This is a genomic window from Acidobacteriota bacterium (assembly GCA_016715115.1).
Taxonomy (GTDB): domain Bacteria; phylum Acidobacteriota; class Blastocatellia; order Pyrinomonadales; family Pyrinomonadaceae; genus JAFDVJ01.
The window spans coordinates 1203715-1226673 of sequence record JADKBM010000004.1 but is presented as its reverse complement, the minus strand read 5'-3'; the positions used below and the strand labels follow the sequence as shown (position 1 = coordinate 1226673).

At 54.6% G+C, this 22959-nt stretch carries 24 protein-coding genes; 15 read left to right on the top strand and 9 right to left on the bottom strand.

Going from position 1 to position 22959, the window contains the following annotated elements:
- The first annotated feature begins 1 nt into the window (after position 1).
- On the top strand, positions 2-952 hold the full coding sequence (locus tag IPN69_07650) for a methyltransferase domain-containing protein (protein ID MBK8810594.1): 951 nt from the start codon (positions 2-4) through the stop codon (positions 950-952).
- Complete coding sequence (locus IPN69_07645) at positions 953-2191, top strand: ATP-binding cassette domain-containing protein (GenBank protein ID MBK8810593.1); 1239 nt, start codon at positions 953-955, stop codon at positions 2189-2191.
- Here IPN69_07645 and IPN69_07640 read toward each other — a convergent pair.
- Positions 2183-3160: a class I SAM-dependent methyltransferase gene (locus IPN69_07640; protein ID MBK8810592.1), complete on the bottom strand. Its 978-nt coding sequence runs from the start codon at positions 3158-3160 to the stop codon at positions 2183-2185. The two genes, IPN69_07645 and IPN69_07640, sit on opposite strands and share 9 nt — an antisense overlap.
- A 99-nt stretch (positions 3161-3259) precedes the next feature.
- Here IPN69_07640 and IPN69_07635 point away from each other — a divergent pair, with 99 nt between their 5' ends.
- The 4 genes from IPN69_07635 to IPN69_07620 all read left to right on the top strand — a co-directional run bounded on the left by IPN69_07635 (position 3260) and on the right by IPN69_07620 (position 8135).
- On the top strand, positions 3260-4924 hold the full coding sequence (locus IPN69_07635) for a glycosyltransferase (protein MBK8810591.1): 1665 nt from the start codon (positions 3260-3262) through the stop codon (positions 4922-4924).
- 12 nt (positions 4925-4936) lie between these two features.
- Positions 4937-6916, top strand: a complete 1980-nt coding sequence (locus tag IPN69_07630; GenBank protein MBK8810590.1) for an amylo-alpha-1,6-glucosidase — start codon at positions 4937-4939, stop codon at positions 6914-6916.
- Between the two features lie 107 nt (positions 6917-7023).
- Positions 7024-7683, top strand: a complete 660-nt coding sequence (locus IPN69_07625; protein MBK8810589.1) for a hypothetical protein — start codon at positions 7024-7026, stop codon at positions 7681-7683.
- A 5-nt stretch (positions 7684-7688) separates the two neighbouring features.
- A complete protein-coding gene (locus tag IPN69_07620) occupies positions 7689-8135 on the top strand; it encodes a hypothetical protein (GenBank protein MBK8810588.1) in 447 nt (148 codons plus the stop codon).
- A gap of 198 nt (positions 8136-8333) precedes the next feature.
- Here the strand turns inward: IPN69_07620 and IPN69_07615 are convergent, their stop codons facing one another.
- Positions 8334-10013 (bottom strand): carbon starvation protein A, encoded by a 1680-nt coding sequence (locus tag IPN69_07615; protein MBK8810587.1) that lies wholly within the window; start codon positions 10011-10013, stop codon positions 8334-8336.
- A 273-nt stretch (positions 10014-10286) separates the two neighbouring features.
- On the opposite strand from IPN69_07615, the gene IPN69_07610 reads away from it, so the two are divergent.
- Complete coding sequence (locus IPN69_07610) at positions 10287-10760, top strand: PaaI family thioesterase (GenBank protein ID MBK8810586.1); 474 nt, start codon at positions 10287-10289, stop codon at positions 10758-10760.
- Between the two features lie 70 nt (positions 10761-10830).
- Here IPN69_07610 and IPN69_07605 read toward each other — a convergent pair whose 3' ends face one another.
- Positions 10831-11400: a ribonuclease D gene (locus tag IPN69_07605; protein ID MBK8810585.1), complete on the bottom strand. Its 570-nt coding sequence runs from the start codon at positions 11398-11400 to the stop codon at positions 10831-10833.
- 157 nt (positions 11401-11557) lie between these two features.
- Here IPN69_07605 and IPN69_07600 point away from each other — a divergent pair, with 157 nt between their 5' ends.
- Positions 11558-12196, top strand: a complete 639-nt coding sequence (locus tag IPN69_07600) for a YceH family protein (protein MBK8810584.1) — start codon at positions 11558-11560, stop codon at positions 12194-12196.
- Positions 12197-12298: 102 nt separating this feature from the next.
- Here IPN69_07600 and IPN69_07595 read toward each other — a convergent pair whose 3' ends face one another.
- The 6 genes from IPN69_07595 to IPN69_07570 all read right to left on the bottom strand — a co-directional run bounded on the left by IPN69_07595 (position 12299) and on the right by IPN69_07570 (position 15292).
- The gene (locus tag IPN69_07595; GenBank protein MBK8810583.1) at positions 12299-13207 is read right to left on the bottom strand and encodes a hypothetical protein; all 909 of its coding nucleotides are present in this window, start codon (positions 13205-13207) and stop codon (positions 12299-12301) included.
- A gap of 173 nt (positions 13208-13380) precedes the next feature.
- Positions 13381-13680 carry a hypothetical protein gene (locus IPN69_07590; GenBank protein MBK8810582.1) on the bottom strand — a complete coding sequence of 100 codons (300 nt, stop codon included), beginning with the start codon at positions 13678-13680 and terminating at the stop codon, positions 13381-13383.
- 40 nt (positions 13681-13720) lie between these two features.
- Positions 13721-13999, bottom strand: coding sequence for a GlsB/YeaQ/YmgE family stress response membrane protein (locus tag IPN69_07585; protein ID MBK8810581.1), 279 nt, complete (start codon positions 13997-13999; stop codon positions 13721-13723).
- 56 nt (positions 14000-14055) lie between these two features.
- Positions 14056-14205: a hypothetical protein gene (locus IPN69_07580; GenBank protein ID MBK8810580.1), complete on the bottom strand. Its 150-nt coding sequence runs from the start codon at positions 14203-14205 to the stop codon at positions 14056-14058.
- Positions 14206-14211: 6 nt separating this feature from the next.
- Positions 14212-14451, bottom strand: a complete 240-nt coding sequence (locus IPN69_07575) for a hypothetical protein (protein ID MBK8810579.1) — start codon at positions 14449-14451, stop codon at positions 14212-14214.
- A gap of 235 nt (positions 14452-14686) precedes the next feature.
- The gene (locus IPN69_07570) at positions 14687-15292 is read right to left on the bottom strand and encodes a hypothetical protein (protein MBK8810578.1); all 606 of its coding nucleotides are present in this window, start codon (positions 15290-15292) and stop codon (positions 14687-14689) included.
- A gap of 257 nt (positions 15293-15549) precedes the next feature.
- Here IPN69_07570 and IPN69_07565 point away from each other — a divergent pair, with 257 nt between their 5' ends.
- The 7 genes from IPN69_07565 (at position 15550) to IPN69_07535 (ending at position 22933) form a co-directional block, all read left to right on the top strand.
- Entirely contained in the window at positions 15550-16284 is a 735-nt protein-coding gene (locus IPN69_07565; protein ID MBK8810577.1) for a Crp/Fnr family transcriptional regulator, read from the top strand.
- Between the two features lie 110 nt (positions 16285-16394).
- Positions 16395-17153, top strand: a complete 759-nt coding sequence (locus IPN69_07560; GenBank protein MBK8810576.1) for a Crp/Fnr family transcriptional regulator — start codon at positions 16395-16397, stop codon at positions 17151-17153.
- A 928-nt stretch (positions 17154-18081) separates the two neighbouring features.
- Positions 18082-19611, top strand: a complete 1530-nt coding sequence (locus IPN69_07555) for a hypothetical protein (protein ID MBK8810575.1) — start codon at positions 18082-18084, stop codon at positions 19609-19611.
- 180 nt (positions 19612-19791) lie between these two features.
- Complete coding sequence (locus IPN69_07550; GenBank protein MBK8810574.1) at positions 19792-20334, top strand: hypothetical protein; 543 nt, start codon at positions 19792-19794, stop codon at positions 20332-20334.
- 205 nt (positions 20335-20539) lie between these two features.
- On the top strand, positions 20540-20944 hold the full coding sequence (locus tag IPN69_07545; protein MBK8810573.1) for a cupin domain-containing protein: 405 nt from the start codon (positions 20540-20542) through the stop codon (positions 20942-20944).
- Between the two features lie 178 nt (positions 20945-21122).
- Positions 21123-21275 carry a lmo0937 family membrane protein gene (locus IPN69_07540; GenBank protein MBK8810572.1) on the top strand — a complete coding sequence of 51 codons (153 nt, stop codon included), beginning with the start codon at positions 21123-21125 and terminating at the stop codon, positions 21273-21275.
- A gap of 173 nt (positions 21276-21448) precedes the next feature.
- The gene (locus tag IPN69_07535; GenBank protein MBK8810571.1) at positions 21449-22933 is read left to right on the top strand and encodes a DUF4070 domain-containing protein; all 1485 of its coding nucleotides are present in this window, start codon (positions 21449-21451) and stop codon (positions 22931-22933) included.
- Positions 22934-22959: the final 26 nt, after the last annotated feature.

Here is a 22959-nt window from a genome sequence, read left to right as displayed (position 1 = left end):
TATGACGAGAGAAGAAAAACTGCTTTTCCACCTGAAAAAAGACGGAATCGGGATCGAGATCGGCGCCAGCCACTCGCCGATCGCCCCAAAACGAAACGGTTTCAACGTCCACGTCATCGACCACGCGACGCGCGAGCAGCTGGTTGAAAAATACAAGGACGACGGCGTGAACCTCGACAATATCGAAGAGGTCGATTTCGTCTGGCGCGGCGAGGAGTATTCCGAACTGACCGGCAAAACGGGGTTTTACGATTGGATCATCGCATCGCACGTCATCGAGCACGTTCCGGATTTCATCGGTTTTCTGAAATCCTGCGAGAAGATTCTGAACGACGACGGCGTGTTGTCGCTGGCCGTTCCCGACGTCCGGTTCTGTTTCGATCATTTCCGGCCGGTCACGTCACTTTCGCGAATGATCGACGCGCATTGGCGCGAGCAGAAGCTTCATTCTCCGGGCTCGATCGCCGAATTCTACCGGAATTTTGTTTTGAAGGACGATATGCCCGGATGGGGCGAGTTCTATTACGTTCCCGAGAATTTCACATTCTCCTTTTCAAAGCAGGAGGTTCTCGACCGTATGCGGCAGTCGATGGAGAACAAAGAGTACGTCGATTGCCACGCCTGGTGTTTCACGCCGCATTCGTTCCGGTTGATGATTCACGACCTCTTTGAACTGGGTTTCATCGAACTGAACGAAGTCGCGTTTTTCGATGCTGAAGGCTGCGAGTTCCATATCGCGCTCAGGAAGAACGGGGCCGGCAGCGACCTGACCCGGATCGAAATGCTCAATCGGATCAACGAAGAAATGTTGAAAGATCTGGAACCCGCAGTGCTCCTGAACGCCGGTTGGTCGCGGCTGAAAACGAAGATCCGTTCTCGTTACGGCAGTTTCCGGGCGAAAAGCGTCGACCGCCTTCGGTCGATCAAGAATCAGTTGACCAGGTTTAGATAAATGAGCGCCGTCGAAGTAAACAATCTCTCGAAACTCTATTTTCTCGGCGAGCGCAAGAGCAACTCGCTGCGCGAAGTTCTGGCCGGCTTCGGAAGATCGGGGGCGCGGCGTGAACTCTGGGCGTTGCGGGACGTGAGTTTCAAAGTCGAGGCCGGAGAGACGCTCGGAATCATCGGGCGAAACGGGGCCGGCAAATCGACGCTGCTCAAGATACTGTCGCGCGTCACGAAACCGACGTCCGGAACGGCGTCTCTCAGCGGTCGCGTCGGGAGTCTGCTTGAGGTCGGAACCGGATTTCACAACGAACTGTCGGGGCGCGACAACATCTTTCTCAACGGCGCAATTCTCGGGATGAAGCGAACCGAGATCGCCCGAAAGTTTGACGAGATCGTAAGCTTTGCCGAAATCGAGGCTTTTCTGGACACGCCTGTGAAGCACTATTCGAGCGGAATGTATATGCGCCTCGCGTTTGCCATCGCGGCTCATCTTGACACTGAGATCCTGATCGTCGACGAAGTCTTGGCGGTCGGCGATGCCGAGTTCCAAAAGAAATGTCTCGGTAAAATGCAGGACATCCGCGAAAGCGGCCGGACCGTTCTCTTTGTTTCGCACGATATGGCGGCGATCACGCGGGTTTGTTCGCGGGCGATCGCGTTCAACAAGGGTGAGATCGTCGATCGGGGCGAATCGGCGGAAGTCGTCCGAAGTTACCTGACGGCGACTTGGCGCGTCGATTCGGAAAAGAATTTTGAGGGCGATGCATCGGCGGAAAGCGCCTTTGTTCGCCTCAACAAAGTTCGGGTCGTCAACGGCCGCGGCGAAACTGCCGGTTCGCACGAGATCAGCGAGCGGATCGGAATCGAGAGCACATACGAAGTGCTGAAGGAAGGCGAGATCCTGTTGCCGAACATCCAACTTTACAATCACAGCCGGCAGCTTCTGTTCACCGTTCAGGATGTCACCGCCGATTGGATCCGCCGTCCGAAGGAGCGCGGCGTTTACACGAGCACGGTTTGGATTCCGGGGAATTTTATGGCCGAGGGGACGTTTTATCTGAACTATGCGATCGTCACGCATTATCCGCAGTCGCGCGTGCATCTGATCGCGCACGACGCCGTCAGCTTCGATGTCGTTGACAGGATGACGGGCAACAACACCGCGCGCGGAGACTATGTCGGGACGATGGAAGGTCTGATCAGGCCCGTGCTCGAATGGTCGACCGAGTTTTCCTCAAAGTGATCGCCGCAGATAAAAACACGCCTGATCGCCCCGCCCTTCAGCATTTAATTTGCCCGCTTCAGTCGTCCAATCGGCGATCTGTTCCGGCGTGAAAATGCTCGTCGAAACCTCGCCGCGGTAAGCTCGATCATCGTGCATCGGAATGTCGCGCGCATATTGCTCGCTGACGACGAACTGCATCAAGTCGGAATCGTAAACAACCATCAAAACTTCAAAACCGGACCGCGCGGCGAGATCGCGAAACGCCCGCTCGGTGAACAGGAACAGGTGGCGCGGCGCATCGAGCTGAAACCAGTTCACGCCGTACGTTTGCCAAGCGTGCGACGCGACCGGAATCCGGATCAGGCATCGGCCCTCGGGCGCGAGAAGCTTTCCAATGAGCGTCAACGATGCTTCCGGATCCGGCAAATGCTCAAACGAGTGATTCAGCATCACAAGGTCGAACTCACCTTCGACCTCCGCCAGCGTTCTCTTCAGAACACGAACGCCGGTCGGGTAAACGATGTCCTTTTCGATGAACGCATCGGCGCCGGTCAGGCTCTGAAATCCAAAGCGTTTGAGATCGCGCAAAAGCGCTCCGTTCCCGGACCCGAAATCGAGGATCCGGGATTTGAAATCGAGTGTCAAAACCGGATCGCGAAGCCAGGCCGGAAACCGCTCTTCGAACCACGGCGCCTTGCCGAACAGAAACTTGCCGATCGTCCCGCGGCCGGTCATCAGATACCGGCCGACAAACGGCGCCGCGAGCCGGCGTTGAAGCCTTTCTTCGATGTAAGTCTTCGAACCGACTGAAAAAGAGTAGTAATCCTTCGGGTAGTACGGCGAAAGATCCGGAACTTCGACGATCTGAACGGTCCCGCACGCGCCGCATTCGAGGTATTCGAACTCGTCACGGGTCGCGAACATCATCTCGCGGGCGAGGTGAATTCGATTGTTTGCAGCGTTTCCGCAGATTCGGCAGCTTTTCATATTCGGTTGCGAAATCGACTATTCTCCAAAAGTAAAACAGAAATTCGACAGGTTGTGAAATTCGCCGTTGATTCGGGTAAAATCAAGCGGTCACATCAAATGCCGTTAGTTAAGAATATCCGAAAGGCGTTGCGAATCTTGAGCCGTGAGGGGTGGCGCGCGCTCGTTGCGAAAGGTGCCTGGAAACTTGCCGAACGACGCGACGCCCGCCGTTACGCCGAATGGATCCGCGAGAGTGCGCTGACGCCCGAACGGCGGGACGCGATGCGTTCGGAAATCGATCGGTTCGCGCGCCGGCCGCTCATCTCGGTCATCGTTCCGGTCTATGACATCGACGAAAGATGGCTCCGTCTCTGTATCGGTTCCGTTAAGGATCAAATATACGAAAACTGGGAACTCTGCATTGCCGACGACAAAAGTCCGAGCCCCCACGTTCGCGAGGTCCTTGACGAATTTGCGGCCGAAGATTCGCGGATCAAGGTCGTTTATCGAGCCGCCAACGGTCATATCTCGGCCGCGTCGAATTCGGCGCTCGAACTCGCTGAGGGTGAATTCTGCGTCCTTCTAGATCACGACGACGAACTTTCGGAAGACGCGCTTTTCTCTGTCGCGAAAGTGATCAACGATCATCCCGAAGCGTCTTTCATTTATAGCGACGAGGATCTGATCGACGCCGCCGGCAATCGGTTTCAGCCCAAGTTCAAGCCGGACTTCAGCCGCGATCTGCTTTATTCGCTGAATATGATCACGCATCTGTCAGCGTATCGAACCGACATTCTGCGGCGCGTCGGCGGATTTCGGCTGGGTGCGGAAGGAAGTCAGGACTACGACCTCGCGCTGCGCGTACTCGAGATCATCGACGAGCATCAGATCGTTCATATCCCAAAGGTTCTTTATCACTGGCGCGCGATCCGCGGCTCGGTCGCCTTCGGCGCGAACGAGAAACCATATGCCTACGAGCGCGCGCGCGAGGCCATTCGCGAACATCTCGACCGGTGCGGCAAAAAGGCGACGGTTTCCGAGACTGTATGGAATCTGAACCGCGTCTCGTACGAACTCCCGAAGCCGGAGCCGATGATTCGCATCGTTCTTTTCGGCCCTTCGACCGACGACGAAAAGATAGGGCGGACCACCGACTACCCCAAGTTTGAGACCGTTTCCGTTGCCGACGGTTCGCCGGCCGCGCTCAACGATGCGGCGCTTGGGTCGGATGCGGAATTGATCTGTTTTCTCGACGCGCGGCTCGCGCCTTTGAATACGGACTGGCTTGGCGAATTGGCGGGTTTCGCCATTCAGCCCGAGATCGGGACCGTCGGCGCGAAACTGGTTGACGAGGACGGAATAGTCAGCGGCGGCGGCCTGATCTTCGGCGGTCCGGATCTTGTTCGCGCGGCGCACGCGCTGATGCCGCGGGACGCAGCCGGAAATATGTGCCGCAACTCGGTGATCTCAAACTATTCGGCGGTTTCGGTCCACTGCTTTATGATCAGGCGCGAACTCTTTGAAGAATTCGGCGGTTTCGACGATTCGAGCTTTGGTTCAGGCCTCTTCGATGCCGATCTTTGTCTGAGGATCAGGGAAAAAGGACTTCGCATCGTCGTCACGCCATATTCCGAACTTCGCGGCAACATCCGCGAGGCCGAACCGATTGCGGATGAGATCGATTTGTTCAGGAATAGATGGCCCGGAATCGTCGGCGGCGATCCGTTCTACAATCCGAACCTGGCGTTGACCGGACGGACCTTCTCGATCACGGTGGAATAACGGCTGAAACATATGGAATTAGACGATTGTACAGTTCGACTCGGAACCGAGATCTGTGCCGACTTTGAGGCGGGATCGAGCCGTGAGTGGCTTGAGACGAACGGCATCGGCGGCTTCGCGTCGGGCACGGTTTCGGGCGCGAATTCGCGGCGTTATCACGGTTTGCTGACGCCCGCGACGAATCCGCCCCTCGGGCGCGTGACGACCCTTTCGAAATTCGAAGAGACGCTGATAATCAATGGTGAGCGCTTTGAACTCTCGTCGAATCGGTTTCCCGGCGCGGTCCATCCGCAGGGTTTTCGATTTTTGAAGGAGTTTCGCCTCGATCCGTTCCCGGTCTGGGTTTACGAAGTCAAAGAAGTCACGCTCGAAAAGCGCGTTTTTATGGTCAACGGCGAGAACACGACGGTCTGCGCCTGGCGAATTCTGAACGAGCCCGCGATCTCAGATCCGAAGCCCGCAATCGAACTTCGCCCCTTGCTTTCTTTCACGGATTATCACCATTTGCAGCACGAAACGACGCGATTCGACGGGTCGTTTCACGATACGGATGGAACAATTTCGTTGCAACCGCTGGCGGATCTGCCCGAACTGTTCTTTGCGCACAACGCCGTTTCGGTCGAACGCAGCGGCGTTTGGTACCGCAATTTCGAGTACGACATCGAACGGGAGCGCGGTTTCGATTTTCGTGAAGATCTGTTTCAGCCGTTCGTGATGAGATTCGATCTCGCGCAGCCGGCGACCGTCGTCGTTTCGACCTTGAGCGATCGATCTGCCAATGATTCTGCTCCGCTCGAAACTGCTGAAAAGGAACGCCGGCGCGACCTTCTTTCTCTTTCCGGCGCGCAGGGCTCTTTCGCCGGACAACTCGTTCTCGCGGCCGATCAGTTCATCGTCGCGCGCGGCGCCGGCAAGACGGTCATCGCCGGTTACCCTTGGTTTTCGGATTGGGGGCGCGACACGATGATCGCGCTTCCGGGCCTGACGCTGGCAACGAATCGCCCGGAGATAGCGCGCGAAATCCTGCTCGAGTTTTCAAAACATTTTTCGGAAGGAATGATCCCGAACCGCTTTCCGGATGCCGGCGGCACGGCCGAATACAACACGGTCGACGCGACGCTTTGGTTTTTCGAGGCCGTCCGCGCTTACGTCGAGAAGACGGGCGATCACGATTTCGTTCGCGACAATCTTTACGTCGCGATGGCGGAATCGATCGCCTGGCACGTTCGCGGCACGCGTTATGGAATCGGCGTCGACACGGACGGTCTTGTTCGGGCGGGAGTTGACGGCGTCCAATTGACTTGGATGGACGCCAAGATCGGCGATTGGGTCGTCACGCCGCGAACCGGAAAACCTGTCGAGATCCAGGCGCTCTGGTACAACGCACTGCGGATAATGGCCGAACTTGCGGATCGTTTTGGCGACGGCGAAGACAAGGCCCGTTACGAATCGCTCGCCGCGATGGCGAAGCAGAGCTTCAACGCGGTTTTTTGGAACGATGCGGAAGATTGTTTGTTCGACGTCGTCAGCAACGGCAAGCGCGACGGGTCGGTCAGGCCGAACCAGATCTTCGCCGTCAGCCTGCCGCATTCGATGCTTTCGGTCGGCCGGGCGCAGAAGGTCGTTGACAAAGTCGGCCGGGAGTTGCTGACTCCCGTCGGACTGCGTTCTTTGTCGCCGCGTGATCCGGCGTACTGTCCGGTTTATGTCGGATCGCCGTTCGATCGTGATTCGGCGTACCATCAGGGAACGGTTTGGGGCTGGCTGATCGGTCCGTTCATCGATGCGATCCGGCGCGTGAATCCCAACGGGAACCAGACTGAAAAGCGAATCAAAGAAATACTCCTCGGATTTGAAGAACATCTGAGCGAAGCCGGAATCGGGCAGATCTCCGAGATCTTCGATGCCGACGCGCCTCACGCGCCGCGCGGCTGCTTCGCGCAAGCCTGGAGCGTGGCTGAGGTTCTTCGCGCCGCGACCAAACATTCCTGAGTTTGTTGAATAAAATCGCCGCAAGCGTTATGCTTCCGTCCTGTTGGTTTCGGCGCGGCAAATAATGCCGAACCAAACCATACGAACTATCGTAAAAACGATTGACGATGGCGAAAAAGAAATTCGACACAAATCAGCTTGATCCGGATTTTCCGCAACAGGTGGGCGCGGCACCGTTGCCGGCGCAAACCGTCGCGGAGCCGGCCACGCAGGAGACGATCGGCCTCAATGGCGGCAACGTGGCGACGCGGATTTTTGAAGAACCGATCCCGACCGAGGACCAGACCCGCAAATTCAACGAGGCGGATTTTCAATCGTATCAGTCGCCTTACAACGGCCAGCAAATGCCGATGAACTATCAGCCGCCGCCGGCTCCGTTCTATCAGGCTGAAAACCGCAGCCGAAAGGTGGCGAAGATCGGCCTTCCCGAGAACATACTCACGGCATTGCCGTACATTCCTTTCTTTATCGGTTTGATCGCGGGAATTCTCGAACTGGTTTTCGTGCCGAAAAGCGAGGCGAAGGTCCGGTTTCACGCCGCCCAGGGCGTTGCCGCGCATATTGCGATAATGATCATCAGCGCGGTGCTCGGCGGACTCGGCAACGTCGTCAACCTCGCGCACATCGGTGATGTGGTTTTTGGCGTCGTAACGACGATAATGCTGATCATCTTTGCGATCAAGTCGTTTCAAGGCAAGCCGATCCACATCGAATCGGTCGACGATCTGACGAACTGGCTCGAAGACAAGATCAAACCGAGCGAGTAACCATTATGTATTGTTCAGGCTGCGGAAGTGCCGTCAACGATAAACTCAATTATTGCAATATTTGCGGTGCGAAGCTTCTTAAAGAGGAGGCAACGGCGGCAAAGTCGATGCTCGAGAATTTCTTGACGACGATCGCCTTCGTGGTTCTCGGCGGTTTCGGACTGCTTCTTGGTTTGGTCGGGATTCTTCTTAAAAACGGCGTCGATACGAAGGACGCCTCGATCATCGTCATTTTCTACCTTGCCGCCCTGACGATGATCAGCTTTATGCTGCTCAGGCTGTTGCCAAAGCTCATCGACGCGAAACTCAACGATGGTAAAACCGGGACCACTGAAATTTATCGTGCTCCGCAAATCGCCGCCAAAACACCTCCTCAACTTGAAGAACCGCTCCAACCGGCGGCGAGCGTAACCGAACATACTACTCGGAATTTCGAAAAGATCCCGCGCTGATCAAAGCTGACTGGAGCGCAAGCTGACTGGAGCGCAAGCGTCCCCGCTTGCAACGGCGCCCGGCGCCGTAAAGCCGTTGAATTCAGCGCGCTCTTTTTCCCCGGCGCCGTTCGCGCTCCGCGCTCATTGCAAGCGGGGAAGCTTGCGCTCCAGTCAATCCCCAATCCCCAATCCCCAATCCCAAATCCCAATTCCGATTCACGCCGTTTCCTCGGTCAAACTTGTACCGTGGCGCTCAGTGCGGACTTTTATCAATGCCGTGATGACGAGATAGACGGCGAGCGAGATCAGCGCCAGCGACGCCATTCCATTGACAAGTTTGATGTCGAGCCCGGTCGACGCGCGGAAGTTCCCGACGACCAAACCGCCGAGCGCCCAAAGCGTGATCGTCAGCACGAACAGCATCGGCAAAAGCGTGAACGCGATACGTTTGCGCGCCTGGTAGAGCCAAACCGTGATCGACAGAAGAGTCAGGGCGGCGAGCAGTTGGTTCGACGCGCCGAACAGAGTCCAAAAGTCGTTCCAACTGCCGCGCGGCGCGTAGAAGGCGATGAAGAACGGCACGGCGACGGTCAGAAGCGTCCCGATGACCGCGCCGACGCGGCCCTTTAGCCCAAAGAGTTCCTGTACGATGTAGCGTCCAAGCCTGAGCGAAACGTCGAGCGTGTCAAAAACGAACGTCGAGAACGCCATCGCGCCGAAGGTGACGGCGAACGCGAGATACTCCTTGCCGATTACGAGCGTCAGAAAATTGCCGATGCCGTTGCCGTAGATCTTTCCGGGAGTCAACCCCTTTGCGGCGTCCGAAGTAACGATCATAATCGTCACCAGAGCGATGAACGCGACGAATCCTTCGGCGAGCATCGCGCCGTAGCCGACCGCGTGCGTGTGCGTTTCCTTGTCGATCTGTTTCGAGGTCGTGCCCGAACAGACGAGTCCGTGAAATCCGGAGCACGCGCCGCAGGCGATCGTCACGAACAGGAACGGAAACATCGTTCCGGTCATTCCGCCGATATCGAAGCCTTTGAACGACGGTTGAACGATCTCGTAGCCGCCGAAAAAGATTCCGATGACGCCGACCGCGATTGCCGTGTAAAGTACGAACCCGCCGAGATATCCGCGCGGCTGCAGGAGCGCCCAGACCGGAACGAGCGACGCGACGACACAATAAACGAGAATCAGAACCGACCACGAGACGTGGCTGAAGATGAGCACGGTCGAGAGTTTCGTGCCGAGAAACGAAAGTGCGAACGTCGCCGGCACGAAAATGATCGTCGAGAGCCACAGCGGCGGTTTCAGATATCGTTCGACAAGGCCGAGGATGATCGAAAGCCCGAGATACATCACCGAAGCGATCGCGACGGCGCCGCCGGGATTGAACGTCGTTTCGCCGACGAGCGCTTCGTCGCCGGAGACGAATGTCCCGGCGGTGATGTCGGTGAACGCGACGATGACATAGACGAGCGCGATCCAAATGAACGCCATCATCGCGCGGCCGGCGCCATTGCCGAGTTTTTCACGCGTGATCTCGGCGATCGATTGCGCGCCGTGGCGAACCGACGAAGTGAGCGACGAAAAATCGTGAACGGCGCCGATCAGAACGACGCCGAGCGCGATCCAGAGCAGGCACGGAAGCCATCCGAACGCCTGGCAGGCGATGATCGGACCGGCGATCGGACCGGCAGCGGCGATCGCCGAAAAATGCTGCCCGAAGAGGTAGAACGGTTTCGTCGGAACGAAATCCACGCCGTCGTTGACCGCGTTCGCCGGAGTTTCGCGCGCATCGTCGAGCCGGAACTGTTTCGCGATCCAATTTCCGTACGAAAAGTACCCGAAAACGAGCCAGAACAGAAAGACGACGGCGATGGCGATCAGCATATAAAGGTTCTCCGAATTGATTGCGGTATTAGTTGAAGCGAAATCAATTTACGACCTTTTTCCTAGAAGTTCAAAAGTTTCGCCACGAATTTCACCAATTGTTTTTTTCCAGGAACTCGTTGACTTGTATCGACGAAGGATCGTTGGTGTGAACTCGGCCACTAATCTCACGAATTTCACGAATACTCTTTCTCAATTGATTGAGTTCGAGTATGTTTCCGTGGACAATGGTGGTCGTGTTGCGAGATATGATTCGTGAAAATTATTGAATTTATGGCAGGGACGATGAGCAAATCACTTCAGGAAACTTACGCGCCGAACGGAATCTGTTTCGGCTGCGGTGTGGCGAACGACAAGGGGCTCCGGATCCGGAGTTTTCCCGACGGAGACGAGGTCGTCTGCGAATGGCACGCCGAGGAGCACCATCAGGCTTTCCCGGGAATGCTCAACGGCGGCATTATCGGCGCGTTGCTCGACTGCCATTCGAACTGGACGGCGGCCTGGTTTTTGATGAACAAGAGCGGCAAGACCGAACCGGACTGTACCGTAACCGCCGATTTTCACGTCAAACTTCGGCGGCCAACGCCTTTTGCGGCGACGCTTTTTCTAAGGGCGCGCGTCGTCGAATCGACCGAAGACCGGGCCGTGGTCGAAGCCGAGCTTATCGCCGAAGACAAAGTGTGCGCCACCTGCCGTGGCACGTTCATCACCGTCAAAGAAGGCCATCCGGCGTTTAATCGGTGGTAGTTCGGAGTTCCGCCTTTAGGCGGCCCGTGTTGCGATTTCGGAATTCTGATTTGTGATTTCGGATTTGCCTTCAGACTCGGACGATTTTCCCGAGGTGCGCCTCAAACTCATTCCGCAGTCCGAGCCTCTCGAGCCATTGGGTTTGCTCTTCCATCAATTTAGGCAGATGAACGACGTCGCTGAGAGCATAATCGACCAGCTCGTCCGTCCAGATTCCGTCCCATTTGCGGTTGAATTTCGCTCGCTGAGATTTGTCGAGATCGACGGCGAAATAGCGGTAGAGAGTTTCGGCAAGGCTCGCCGATTGATTGGCGCCTCGCGTCAGAACTTTTTCGGCGATCATCGTGCAGAATACGTTGTTCGTCTCGACGCCGTGTTCGCACAGGAATTCGAGGTCGAAGCGCGCGTTGTGAAAGACTTTGACGACGCTCGGATCAGCCAAAAGCATCTCCAACCGCCCGAGCCGCGCGCCTTCGCTGATCGGAACCAAACACGAAAAATCGCCGTCTGAAAACTGCACGCTGAAGATCCGTCCGGATCGCGCCGAGAGCCCCGAAGTTTCCGTGTCGCACCCGATCGCGCGCGTACGCGAAAGGCGATCCCACGCTTCGTCGGTTTGCTCGTCGGTTCTGGCGATCAAGATTTCCACGTAAGCGATGATAACTCGAAGACATCGCAATTACGACTTTGCGCCGTGTCGTTCGCGCGAAACGCAGTTAGGAGTTTGACTCGATTTCCGTTATCTTTTATGCGATTGAAGATTCAATCCAAAATCCAAGATCCATAATTTAGAATCGATGTTATTGACAGAAATTGAAGCCCGCGTTGTCGGTTCGCTCGTCGAAAAACAATTGACGACGCCCGAGTATTATCCGTTGACGATGAACGCGCTGATCGCCGCCTGCAATCAGAAATCCAACCGCGAACCGGTCGTTGCTTACGACGAACAAACGGTTCAAAAGGCGCTCGACGATCTCCGCGACAAGAACATCGTTTACGTTTTCTACGGCAGCACATCGCGCGTTCCGAAGTACAAACACATAATGCCGGACGTGTACGAGCTGGAGCCCTCGGAAACTGCCGTTCTCGCGGTACTGATGCTTCGCGGCCCCCAAACGGTCGGGGAGATCCGCGGCCGCTCGGGAAGGATGTACGATTTTCGCGATCTGAGCGATGTCAGCGAAACGCTTGATTCGCTCGCGAGACGCGACGAACCGTTGGTCGTCAAACTGCCGCGGGTTCCGGGCCAGAGCGAGTCGCGTTACGCCCATCTGTTATGCGGCGAAGTCACATCTTACGCGCCGCCTGAACGCGTTTCACGCGGGTCGGCGAACGATGAGCGATTCGAAAAACTGGAGCAGGAAGTCGGCTCCTTACGGACCGAACTCGATGAATTCAAGGCCGCGTTCGAGGAATTCAAGAAGCAGTTTGAATAGAATGCAGTGCAATGCAGTGCAAAGTGCATAGTTCATAGTGCATAGTGCAAAATTCACAATGGATCACTCAGCACTTTGCACTTTGCACCATGCACTGAGTCATTACCTGAGCACTCCCAGTTTCTTCTGAACGAGTTTTTCAACATCGAGCGGGACACCTTCAGCGCGGGCTTTTCGGATGTATTCGGCGTCGATGTTGAAGATGCGAAGCTTCACTACTTGTTCAATTTCAAGATCGCTAAACCCTTCGGCGCGGATTTCCGATAGGAATTCAGGCGTAATTTTGAAGATTCGCATCTTTACCAGCGATTCGAAGGGTTCCCTTTCAAAACCCATTTTCGCGACTTCGCGCACAAAGTCGGCATCGACTTTGAAGATTCTTGCCTTTACCAGGTCGTCAAATGTCAGGTTTTGAAAGCCGCTTTCTTTCATCTCGCGCGCGAACTTGCCGTCTATTTTGAAGATCGCCGCTTTGAAGAGGTCCTCGGTTTCGAGCTTTCCGAAATCGGACGACAGCAGATCGTCGGCAAGAGCGACGGTAACATTAAGCGTCGCGGCCGCGAAAAGCTGGCTCTCGAAGGCGTCCTCGTCGGATCGGGCAATGCGTTTATCAAACTCGAATCCGCGCGATTTCATTGCCGAAACGAACTTGCCGTCCGGCGTGAACGTGTACGCTCCTTCGCCCCTCCCGTTCTTGAAGGTTCCCTCGCAATCGATCGTTCCGGCCTCGCGGACAAGGCTGAATCGGACGTTTGTGTTGGCGCCGTTTATTTGGCTTTCCGACAAACCCTGGAGTTCGCTCAGCGCGTAAGATGAACCCATTTGATTCTTGCCTTTCCCGCTTTTCCGGGAAAAAGTGAGTTGAACCCTTTCGCCGTCGGCGGACTTTTCAGTGCGATATTCGGCTTTCCAGTCACCGGTTACTACATTTTGGGCGACGATCACATAGTTGCCGATCACGATCACGATAAGCGTCAGAAACGGTACGAACAAATTCTTGAATTTCGACATAATTGCACTCCTTGAAATAATATTGCGGACGAAAGGAATACACCGCGACGGCGATTTTGATGACAGAAAACTCATTCGATGACGCAAAGAAGCCCCGCGATAATGAGGCAAATTCCCGATCAAAGGAGTTTTGCTGCAAAATGCGGGGCTCGATTCAGTCGGCAATGACCGGATCAATAGACGATTTTTTTCGTTCGACTAACAACCTTGCGGCCGGTCTTCCAGGTCTTCTTGCCGGTCCATTTGGTCGCAACCCAAACCTTGCGATACACCCATCTGGTGCCGTTCCAAGTCTTGCGTACGACCCATTTGCCGCCGCGATAGCTCCGGCGAATGATGCCCTTCTTCTTCTTCGTCCTGACAACGGTTTGAGCGTTGACGGACAGATTTCCGTTTGACGAGATCGCGTCGCCAATGAAGACGATCGATAACATCATTGCGATCGCAAAAAACAAACTAATAACTTTTTTCATAATGCACCCCCAACTGTCCCAACACTCGCCCCAGCCCGAATCAGCCGCGCATATTGCGTCCGCTCAACAGGCGAAAAACGATCAAAACCACGATCGCACCGACGATCGACGACAGAAAACTCGGCAAACTGTTGCCGATGTTATTGAACGAACTGACCATCGGATAACCGACAAACGTGCCGATGTAACCGCCGACGACCGCTCCGACGATACCCAAGATAACCGTCAGAACGATGCCGCCGCCGTCCGATCCGGGAAGAATCATCTTCGCCAGATAACCGGCCAAAAACCCCAAGATCAACCAAATAAGCAATGAAATCATATTTTCTCTCCTTTTTCTGAACTTTGCATCCAGCCACCTTCCGCTGAAATAGGTCAATCGATGTAAACATCATTGAGTTTGAAAAAACCCTGATGATTCCACCACCAAGAGATGCTCAGCGGGTACGACGTGCGCCGAAATCCGAACAGAACGCCGATGCGCATCTTGCAGTACTTAAACAAAAAAACCAGTACCTTTTTCATAACAAATCAACCCGTCTCTTCATCCGGAGATGCGGGCAGCTCTTTCCAGGACGAGATCTTGTCGTCGGAGAAAACTCTTTCGATCCGGCTGTTTTCACGGCGTTCGGATATCCAGCTGCTGACGATCGAACCGACCTCTTTCTGGGATAACTTTTCGGTTTTTCGCGCACCGACGGCAGCTTGCGCCTTTGCATCCCCGCTTGGCGGATTCCGTTTGATCACTTTGATTGTTTGTCCGTTTTTCATACTTGAAAAAACGAAGGATGGCTCTCGGTAACGCTGACAACCATCCTTCAAATAGCTTTCGCTACAACAAACGGCGCGCTTGTGGGTGGGCCGCCCCGTCTAAAAAACTTTCGTGAGTCAGCAACATATTCCCGTTCGGGACGCGCGTTCGGCCACTTTTATTGCTGTCGATTCTAAGTCTAACGAATCCGGGCACATTCATCTGTGCGGTGTCGCACAGATGAATGAAACCGCATTAATATCTTTCAAGACTCAGAATGCTTTGCAGAATCGCTCCCAGAATGTTCAGGGATCCGTTGTTGTTCGTTCCATATTCGTAGCGGCTGTTGTATCCGTCCTCATAGCCGCGTTGGAATCCTTGCTGGAAGTAGTATTGATACTGACCGGAATTGACGTAATTCCGATATCCGTAGTTTCCGCGACGGTAAACCGACGAGTTTCTATAGTTGTCGGAACGACGGTAGTTTCGATCGTTTCTTCCGGCACGGTAGCCTTCCTGGTAACCGGCATTGACTGCCTGTCTCAGCATTTCGGCACCGCGGTTGTTCGTTTCGTAATACGATCCGTTGCGACTTACCCGCCAACGGTCGTTATCGACGTTGACGTTACGATACGGCAGGTTTCGCAAACGGGTTTGCTCTGCCCGCTGTGCCGCCTTTATTCGTCGGTCCTCGTTCTTTGCCTGGTTTTGCCACGCCTTTCGCTGTTGTTTTTCAATCTTCTGCTGCTGCTTGCGTTCCTTTTTGTTGCCCTGCGCGTCGACCGTTTGGCTGGTCGCCAGAATTGCGATAATTGCGATGACCAAGGTTGCGATCAAGTTTCTAAGGTTCTTAATGTTCATTGTATTTCTCCCGTATGAATTGTCATTGGCGGCGGCTTGCATAAATTGCAGACCGCATCAGTTCTCTGTTTGAACTTGATATTCATCCAATGATTCAGACGTTGAAACAAGCATATCCGGCGGCCGATCGTCCGTCTGTGCGCTGACGCGCATAGAAATCCGCTTGCCTTGCCTCCGGTGACTGAATATGATGATTGTTGCTGTTGAAAACGTGGACTGACAAGAATCGATACCGTCGATGTTAAGTAGAGGAGTTTATGTCGGTTGCCGATCACTCGGATGATGCGCGTTTGAACCATTTGCTCGCGGCTCTGCCGGATGAAGAGTTCGACCGCTTAAGAACGGAGTTGAAGCCGGTCTCGCTTGCGCTTGGCGAGGTCATTTATGAATCCGGCGAGCAACTCGATCACGTTTATTTCCCCACGACCGCTATCATCTCGCTCCTCTTCATAATGGAGAACGGTTCGACGGCCGAGATCGGGATGGCCGGAAACGACGGTCTGGTCGGGATCGCTCTTTATATGGGCGGAAGCACGACGCCCAACCGCGCGGTCGTGCAAAGCGCGGGAAACGCGTACAAAATCCGCGCAAAGGCTTTGCGATTCGAGTTTCATCTCGCCGGGCAATTTCAAAACATACTCTTGCGCTACACCCAGTACCTGATGACTCAGATCTCGCAGACTGCGGTTTGCAACCGGCTTCACTCGGTCGAGCAGCAACTCTGCCGTTGGCTCCTGATCAACCACGATCTTCTGCAAACGAACAAACTGATTATGACTCACGATTTGATCGCCAATATGCTCGGCGTCCGCCGCGAGGGCGTCTCGATCGCGGCCGGACATTTGCAGCAGCAGGGTTTGATCAAGTATGTGCGCGGCACGATCACGATGATAGATCGCCCCGCACTCGAAATGGCCGCGTGCGAGTGCTATCAGGTCGTCAAGGAAGAATACGATCGTCTGCTCGGAACCTATATCTCGAAAAATCACTGATCAAACATCCGCCTTATGGATCGTCTTTGTGCGGCAACGCACGGACTCGGCGAGATTTCTCAGTTATCCTTTTCACGGAACTAAGTTGGAACGGTTTGCCGTACGGCGAAATGAATTCACTTTCGGAACAAATCGAGGGCAAAATGAACAACATCTCAAATCGAGCTCTTCCGTCGGACAACCTTTTGCTATCCGCACTGCCGGCTGATGAGTATCAAAGGCTGTTCCCGAAACTCGAGGAATTCGCACTGAATTACGGCGAAGAGATCTTCCGCCAAAACGACGTTATCAAGTATGTTTACTTTCCGAAGAGCGGAATCATTTCGCTGCTCACTTCGGTCGATGAACATTCGACGATCGAGGTCGGTCTGATCGGACGCGAAGGAATCGTTGGGCTCTCGGTATTCCTTGGCGTAGCAACTTCGGACAATCGGGCGATCGTCCAAGGCAGCGGCCTCGCGATGCGCATCACGGCCGCGGATTTTCTTGGCGAATGCCGGGATCGCGGCTCACTGACTACGATTCTGCATAGATTCGCGCAATCGCGGCTTTCGCAAGTTTCGCAATCGGCGGCCTGCTATCGATTTCATCAGATCGAAGCGCGGCTCGCGCGCTGGTTACTGATGACGTCCGACCGAATGGAATCGGACGATTTTGATATCACACAGGAGTTCTTGTCGAATATGCTCGGCGTGCGGCGCGAAGCCGTAAACAAGTCTTCCGGCGTCCTTCAAAAGAAGAATTTTATTACTCACAGTCGCGGAAAGATCTCGATCGTCGACCGATCGGGACTCGAAACGGCGGCCTGCGTGTGCTACGCGGCTATCAAGAACGAATCGCAGAGCTTTCCTGTTTCATTCGCATCATAAACCAAATTCCGCGACCGGCCTTTCCGCGTAGGTCACAGTCTGAAATCCGGGATTTGGGAACAATCCCGTCCTAAACGTTTTTGATTCAAGAATCGGGAGATTTGAAAAACCATTGCCTTTTTGCCTAAACACAGATGGGATGAGATCAAATAGATGCTTCCCATCAAACATCTTGAAAAAAGAACGGTCAACAAGCGGCTATCGATCCTTTGCGAACTCCGCGGACTTTGCGTGAGATCCCGCGCAGAGTCCCCAACGCTCGCAAAAGATCGGCAATCGCAAATCCCCACACATTCCCCGATTTCACGCCGCTCAATGCGGTCTTGCCACCCAGATGTGCACTCAATGCGGCTTCGCCGCCCGGATTTGCGGAAAGGCTGTGCCTTTCCGGGACCGGCTAATGTCCACGCGGCTGCGCCGCCAATTGGCGATTTGCGGCAAAGCCGCAGGATTGCGGGAACGATGTGCGGAAAGGCCGAGCCTGTCCGCACGTCCGGGCGGCAAGCCGCAAGGACCGCAAACGGATCAGCGTCGCCTGCCGGGTTCGTCGGGGCAAAACTTCGCGCGTTTTTCAAACCTCCCGAATCAAGATTCAAGAACAGTGGCGAAAACTCTGAAATCTGAGATTTGAGATCTCAAGGCGATTTCAGAGGACCAACCACGCGCCACGGATTTCCGGGTTCCGCAACCCCGAACGCCGAGGGTTCTGACGATTTTTTCACTTGCAGTCCGCAGTTTCCCGCCTATCTGGTTTTACGAGCCAACGTTTAGGACGTATGCGGATATTCGATGACCCGCGAGAGCCCCGCAAAAGATCACGGTGTGCTACCGCACAGACCGCCCCGTTCCGATGAACTATTCTGATAGTACAGGTATAGAAGGAGTTGAAACACGATTTTCTTCGTTACCGATGAAGAGGAACAAAATTATGAACACGAAATTTAAGCGAATCTACTTCCTGGTGCTGATCGCGCTGGTCGTATCGCTAACCACAGTCACATTTGCACAAACGCGACCGTACCGGGTCCGAGATCGTCAGGTTCAAACACTTTTGAACCGGATCGAAACACGAACGGACACCTTCCGTCGAACGATCGCCAATGCCTTGGACAACAGCAACATCAACAACACCCGACGCGAAGACCGTATCGACACATACATCAACGATTTCGAGAACGCGACCGACTCGTTGAAAAGGAATTTCTCGGGAAATCGATCGACAACCGACGACGTTCAAGAGGTCTTGAACCGCGCGGCCAACATCGACCGCTTTATGGGCAACAATCAGATCACGCGGACGGCGCAAAATCAGTGGAAACTGATCCGATCCGATCTGACCACGCTCGCCAACTACTATCGCGTGAGTTGGAATTGGAACAATACGCGCAACCAGGTCGGTTCATTCGATTCAAGGTTGACTGGGACGTACCGGCTCAATACGAATCAGAGCGACAACGTCGCGAACACGATCGAACGGGCGATCGCGAACATCAACTATAACGATAATCAGCGTGAACGGGTTCAGAACAATCTCGAACGACGCTTGTCTTCGCCCGAATCGCTGACGATCGAAAAGCGGGGTCAGCAGGTAACAATGGCATCGTCCATTATGGCTCAGGTTTCGTTCAAGGCCGACGGGATCGCGCAATCGGAAACATCCGATAACGGTCGAACCGTGAACGTCCGCGCGACGGCGACGAATACCGAACTGGCAATCTCCTACGAAGGCGATCGGGTGAATGATTACTATGTAAGCTTTACACCGATGAATAACGGCCAGCTTCGAGTCAGCCGACGCGTTTACCTCGAAAACCGAAACGAGACGGTGACGATCGCGAGTGTTTACGACAAAACCGACAACAACGCGCGTTGGGATTCCCAATATGATCAGTATACAGCGGACACCAACGTCAACAGTTTTATCGTCGATAACAACACGCGGATGACGGCGACGCTCGACAACGAATTGTCGACAAAAACCGCCAAAGATGCCGATCGGTTCACGATGACGGTCACTTCACCGTCGCAGTACTACGGCGCGACGATTGGCGGCCGCGTGATCGGTGAAAAATCCGGAAGAGTGTCCGGGCGCGCTTCGCTGACGCTGAACTTTGAAACGATTCGTCTCCGCAACGGTGTGACGTACACGTTTGCGGGAATCATTGAAGAGGTCAGGCAGCCCGGCGGCGATTCGGTTCAGGTCAACAATGAGGGCGTCGTGCGCGACGGCAGTCAGACGACCAAAACCGTGACGCGGGCCGGTATCGGCGCGGTCATCGGTGCCATCATCGGCGCGATCGCCGGCGGCGGCAAGGGTGCGGCGATCGGTGCGGGAGTCGGCGCCGGTGCGGGAGCCGGAACGGTGATCCTGCAGGGACGTGACAATCTCGATCTGCCGAGCGGTTCTGAGTTCACGATCACGGCTACGGCACCGGCCAATATGACCGGGAACAGGTAACGTGTTTGGATCTTCAGTTTGCCGCCTATCGCAGGGAATGTCGGGAACAGATTGTCGTCCGAAAAATGACGAACTTCCGACGAAAGAAATTCACCGACGCGGGCGGATGCGGCAAACTGAAGAATTTCGGATAGTTCATCGGATTTTTGATTGACAACGCAATGAAAGGAGTAAACTAAGATGAGTAACAGCACTACAGCAGCGACGCAACCGGAGAAGTTGGACGTTCTTACGGGATTGTTCAACGACAAGGAAACGGCCGAACGGGCGTATCATTCGGCGATCAGCCGCGGCTACACAAACGATGAGGTGAATCTGATGATGTCGGATTTTACCCGCAAAAAGTATTTTTCAGATGACGATCCGAGTGAGTTCGGCAGCAAGGCGCTCGAAGGTGCCGGAGCCGGTTCGGCGATCGGCGGCACGATGGGGGCGATCGTCGGCGCCATTGCGGCGATCGGGACCACGGTTTTGCTGCCGGGTTTCGGATTGGTTGTCGCCGGCCCGATAGTTGCGGCACTTGCCGGAGCCGGAGCCGGCGGTTTGACCGGCGGTCTCGTTGGAGCGCTCGTCGGCTGGGGAATTCCCGAAGACCGGGCGATCGCGTACGAAGCCGGATTGAAGGACGGAAAGATCATCGTCGGACTTATGCCGCGAAGCCGCGACGACGTTGTTTTTTTCGAAAACGAATGGCACACCGTCAAGCACAACGAGGTCAGCTAGGAGCCTGTTGGAAAAAGCGGTTTGAGAACTGAATCTGCTTCTTCAAGCGTGCAGAGCACGCGAACTTGCGTTAGCACCACGTTCCGCTCCGTTCACGTGGTGCTATCGTACGAATGTGTGCTCCGCACACTTGAAAACCGGCGATTGACTCACGTCCGGCGGGTCATTTGTCTTTAGACAGTCTTTTTCGACTGGTGGAGGAATTATGAAAGGATTTAAGTCAGCTATCGAAAGCGAAGCGATAGAAAATACGGATTTTCGCAGGGTTTTGTACACGGCCGCGCATCACCAGTTGGTGCTGATGTCGCTACGTCCGGGAGAAGAGATCGGAATGGAGACACACTCCGGAAACGATCAGTTCTTTCGTGTTGAAAGCGGTCACGGAACGTGCCTGATCGACGGGAATGAGTATCAGCTTCACGACGGCGATGCCATTATCGTTCCGAGCGGCGCCCGCCATAACGTGATCAACGCGTCCAATATCGATGACCTCAAACTCTATACGATCTACTCGCCGCCGCACCACAAGGACGGAATTGTCCGTGCGACAAAAGCGGACGCGGAGGCAAATGAGGAAGAGTTCGACGGAACCACAACCGAGGGCGGCTAAAATCCGTGATTGGTTCAGGTTCGAGTCGCTCCAAGTCGAAAGCTTTGATCCCGCGGGCATCATCCTTCGGATACGGATTCCGTCCCGCAAATCAACGCCGTTGTGTGCGATAGCATACATACGAAGCCCGTTTCGAGCAGTATAATGAAGTTGTAGTAATCAATTGGAGGTCAAAACAATGCTTTGGACGATTTTAGTCATATTGTTGGTCTTGTGGGCGCTCGGAATGGTCACGTCGAATTCGATGGGCGGAGCGATTCACATTTTGTTGCTGATCGCGGTTGCGGTCCTCGTGATTCGTCTGATTCAGGGACGCAGATTGGCAGGTTAAGTCGAGGTGTGAGGCCGAACTATGAAAGTGCTCTTTTTTTCGATGTACTACGTTCGGCTTCGCTTCGATGTCACGGTCGGCCGACAACGGACTTCGAATCCGTTGGGCCTGCAATGGCGTTGGCGATATTGGAAATCTCAGCAACGCCTTAACTGCAATCGCTTGTTCTGACGATGAAGATTCTATTTGTTTATCCGGTTTTTCCCGAAACTTACTGGAGTTTTACCCACGCTCTGGCTTTTGAAGGCAGGAGATCGGCGTTTCCGCCGCTTGGCCTTCTGACGGTTTCGGCGATGTTGCCGGAGACCTGGGAACGGCGTTTGACGGATCTGAACGTCGAACCGCTGAAGGCCGTGGATATCGAATGGGCGGATATCGTTTTCATCAGCGCGATGATCGTTCAAAAGGAATCGCTTGATGAAGTCATCAAACGATGCAAGAAAGCGGGCAAGCGGATCGCGCTGGGCGGTCCTTATGTTTCGACCAGTCCGGACCTTTATCCGGAGGTCGATTTTGTCTTTATCGGCGAAACCGAAACGACCCTGCCCGAATTTGTTGAAGATCTGGAAAGGAAGACTCCGAAGCGGATCTACAAAGCGGCCGAACGACCTTCGCTGCACACCACGCCGGTCCCCGATTTCGGACTCATTGACCCCGACAATTACAGCGCGATGAATCTCCAGTATTCGCGCGGATGCCCTTTTCAGTGCGAGTTTTGCGACATTATCGAGATTTACGGACGCGTCCCGCGAACCAAGTCGAACGAGCAGATGCTGAGTGAACTGGACGCTCTTTGGAATATCGGTTGGCGCGGGCTGGTCTTTATCGTCGATGACAACTTCATCGGCAATAAGCGCAACGTAAAGAGGTTTTTGCCCGAACTGATCGACTGGTCCCGAAATCACGACTTTCCCTTTTCTTTTATCACCGAAGCGAGTTTGAATCTGGCCGAGGATGACGAACTGCTTCAATTGATGCAGGATGCCGGATTTCGACGCGTCTTCCTGGGAATTGAAACTCCGGCCGCCGAAAGCTTGAAGGAAGCGAACAAGGGCCAAAACACGCGTCGCGACCTGCTTGAATCGGTGCGCAAGATCCAGCGCTACGGAATGGAGATAATGGCCGGATTCATCGTCGGTTTCGACAGCGATCCGGAGAACATTTTCGACCGCCAGATCGAATTCATCCGCGAAAGTGCGATTCCCTTGGCAATGGTCGGCCTTTTGGCGGCGTTGCCGGACACGCAGCTTTGGCGACGGCTCGAGAAAGAAAACAGGCTGCTGCACGAAAGCACCGGAAACAACACCGATTGTTCGCTGAATTTCGTTCCGAAGATGAATCGCGAGCGATTGATCGAGGGCTACAAGAACATTCTGCGGAACATCTACAGCCCGCGGGAGTATTACCGGCGAGCGCTCGATTGCCTCGAGCGATTCAATCGAAACACGGTCGAACCGCGGAAGGCCGATTTCGTCAACGATGTAAAAGCCTTCGTCAAGATCGTTGTCACGCTCGGTGTGAAAGATAGCGAACGCGTTCAATTTTGGAGATATCTGTTCAGCCTGCTGCATTCCTATCCGAAGGAGTTCGCGCACGGAATTGCGCTCGCGGCAATGGGCTACCATTTTCGAAAGATCACCGATCGATACTGCGACTAATTCCGGATCGGGACGGGCGCCGACAA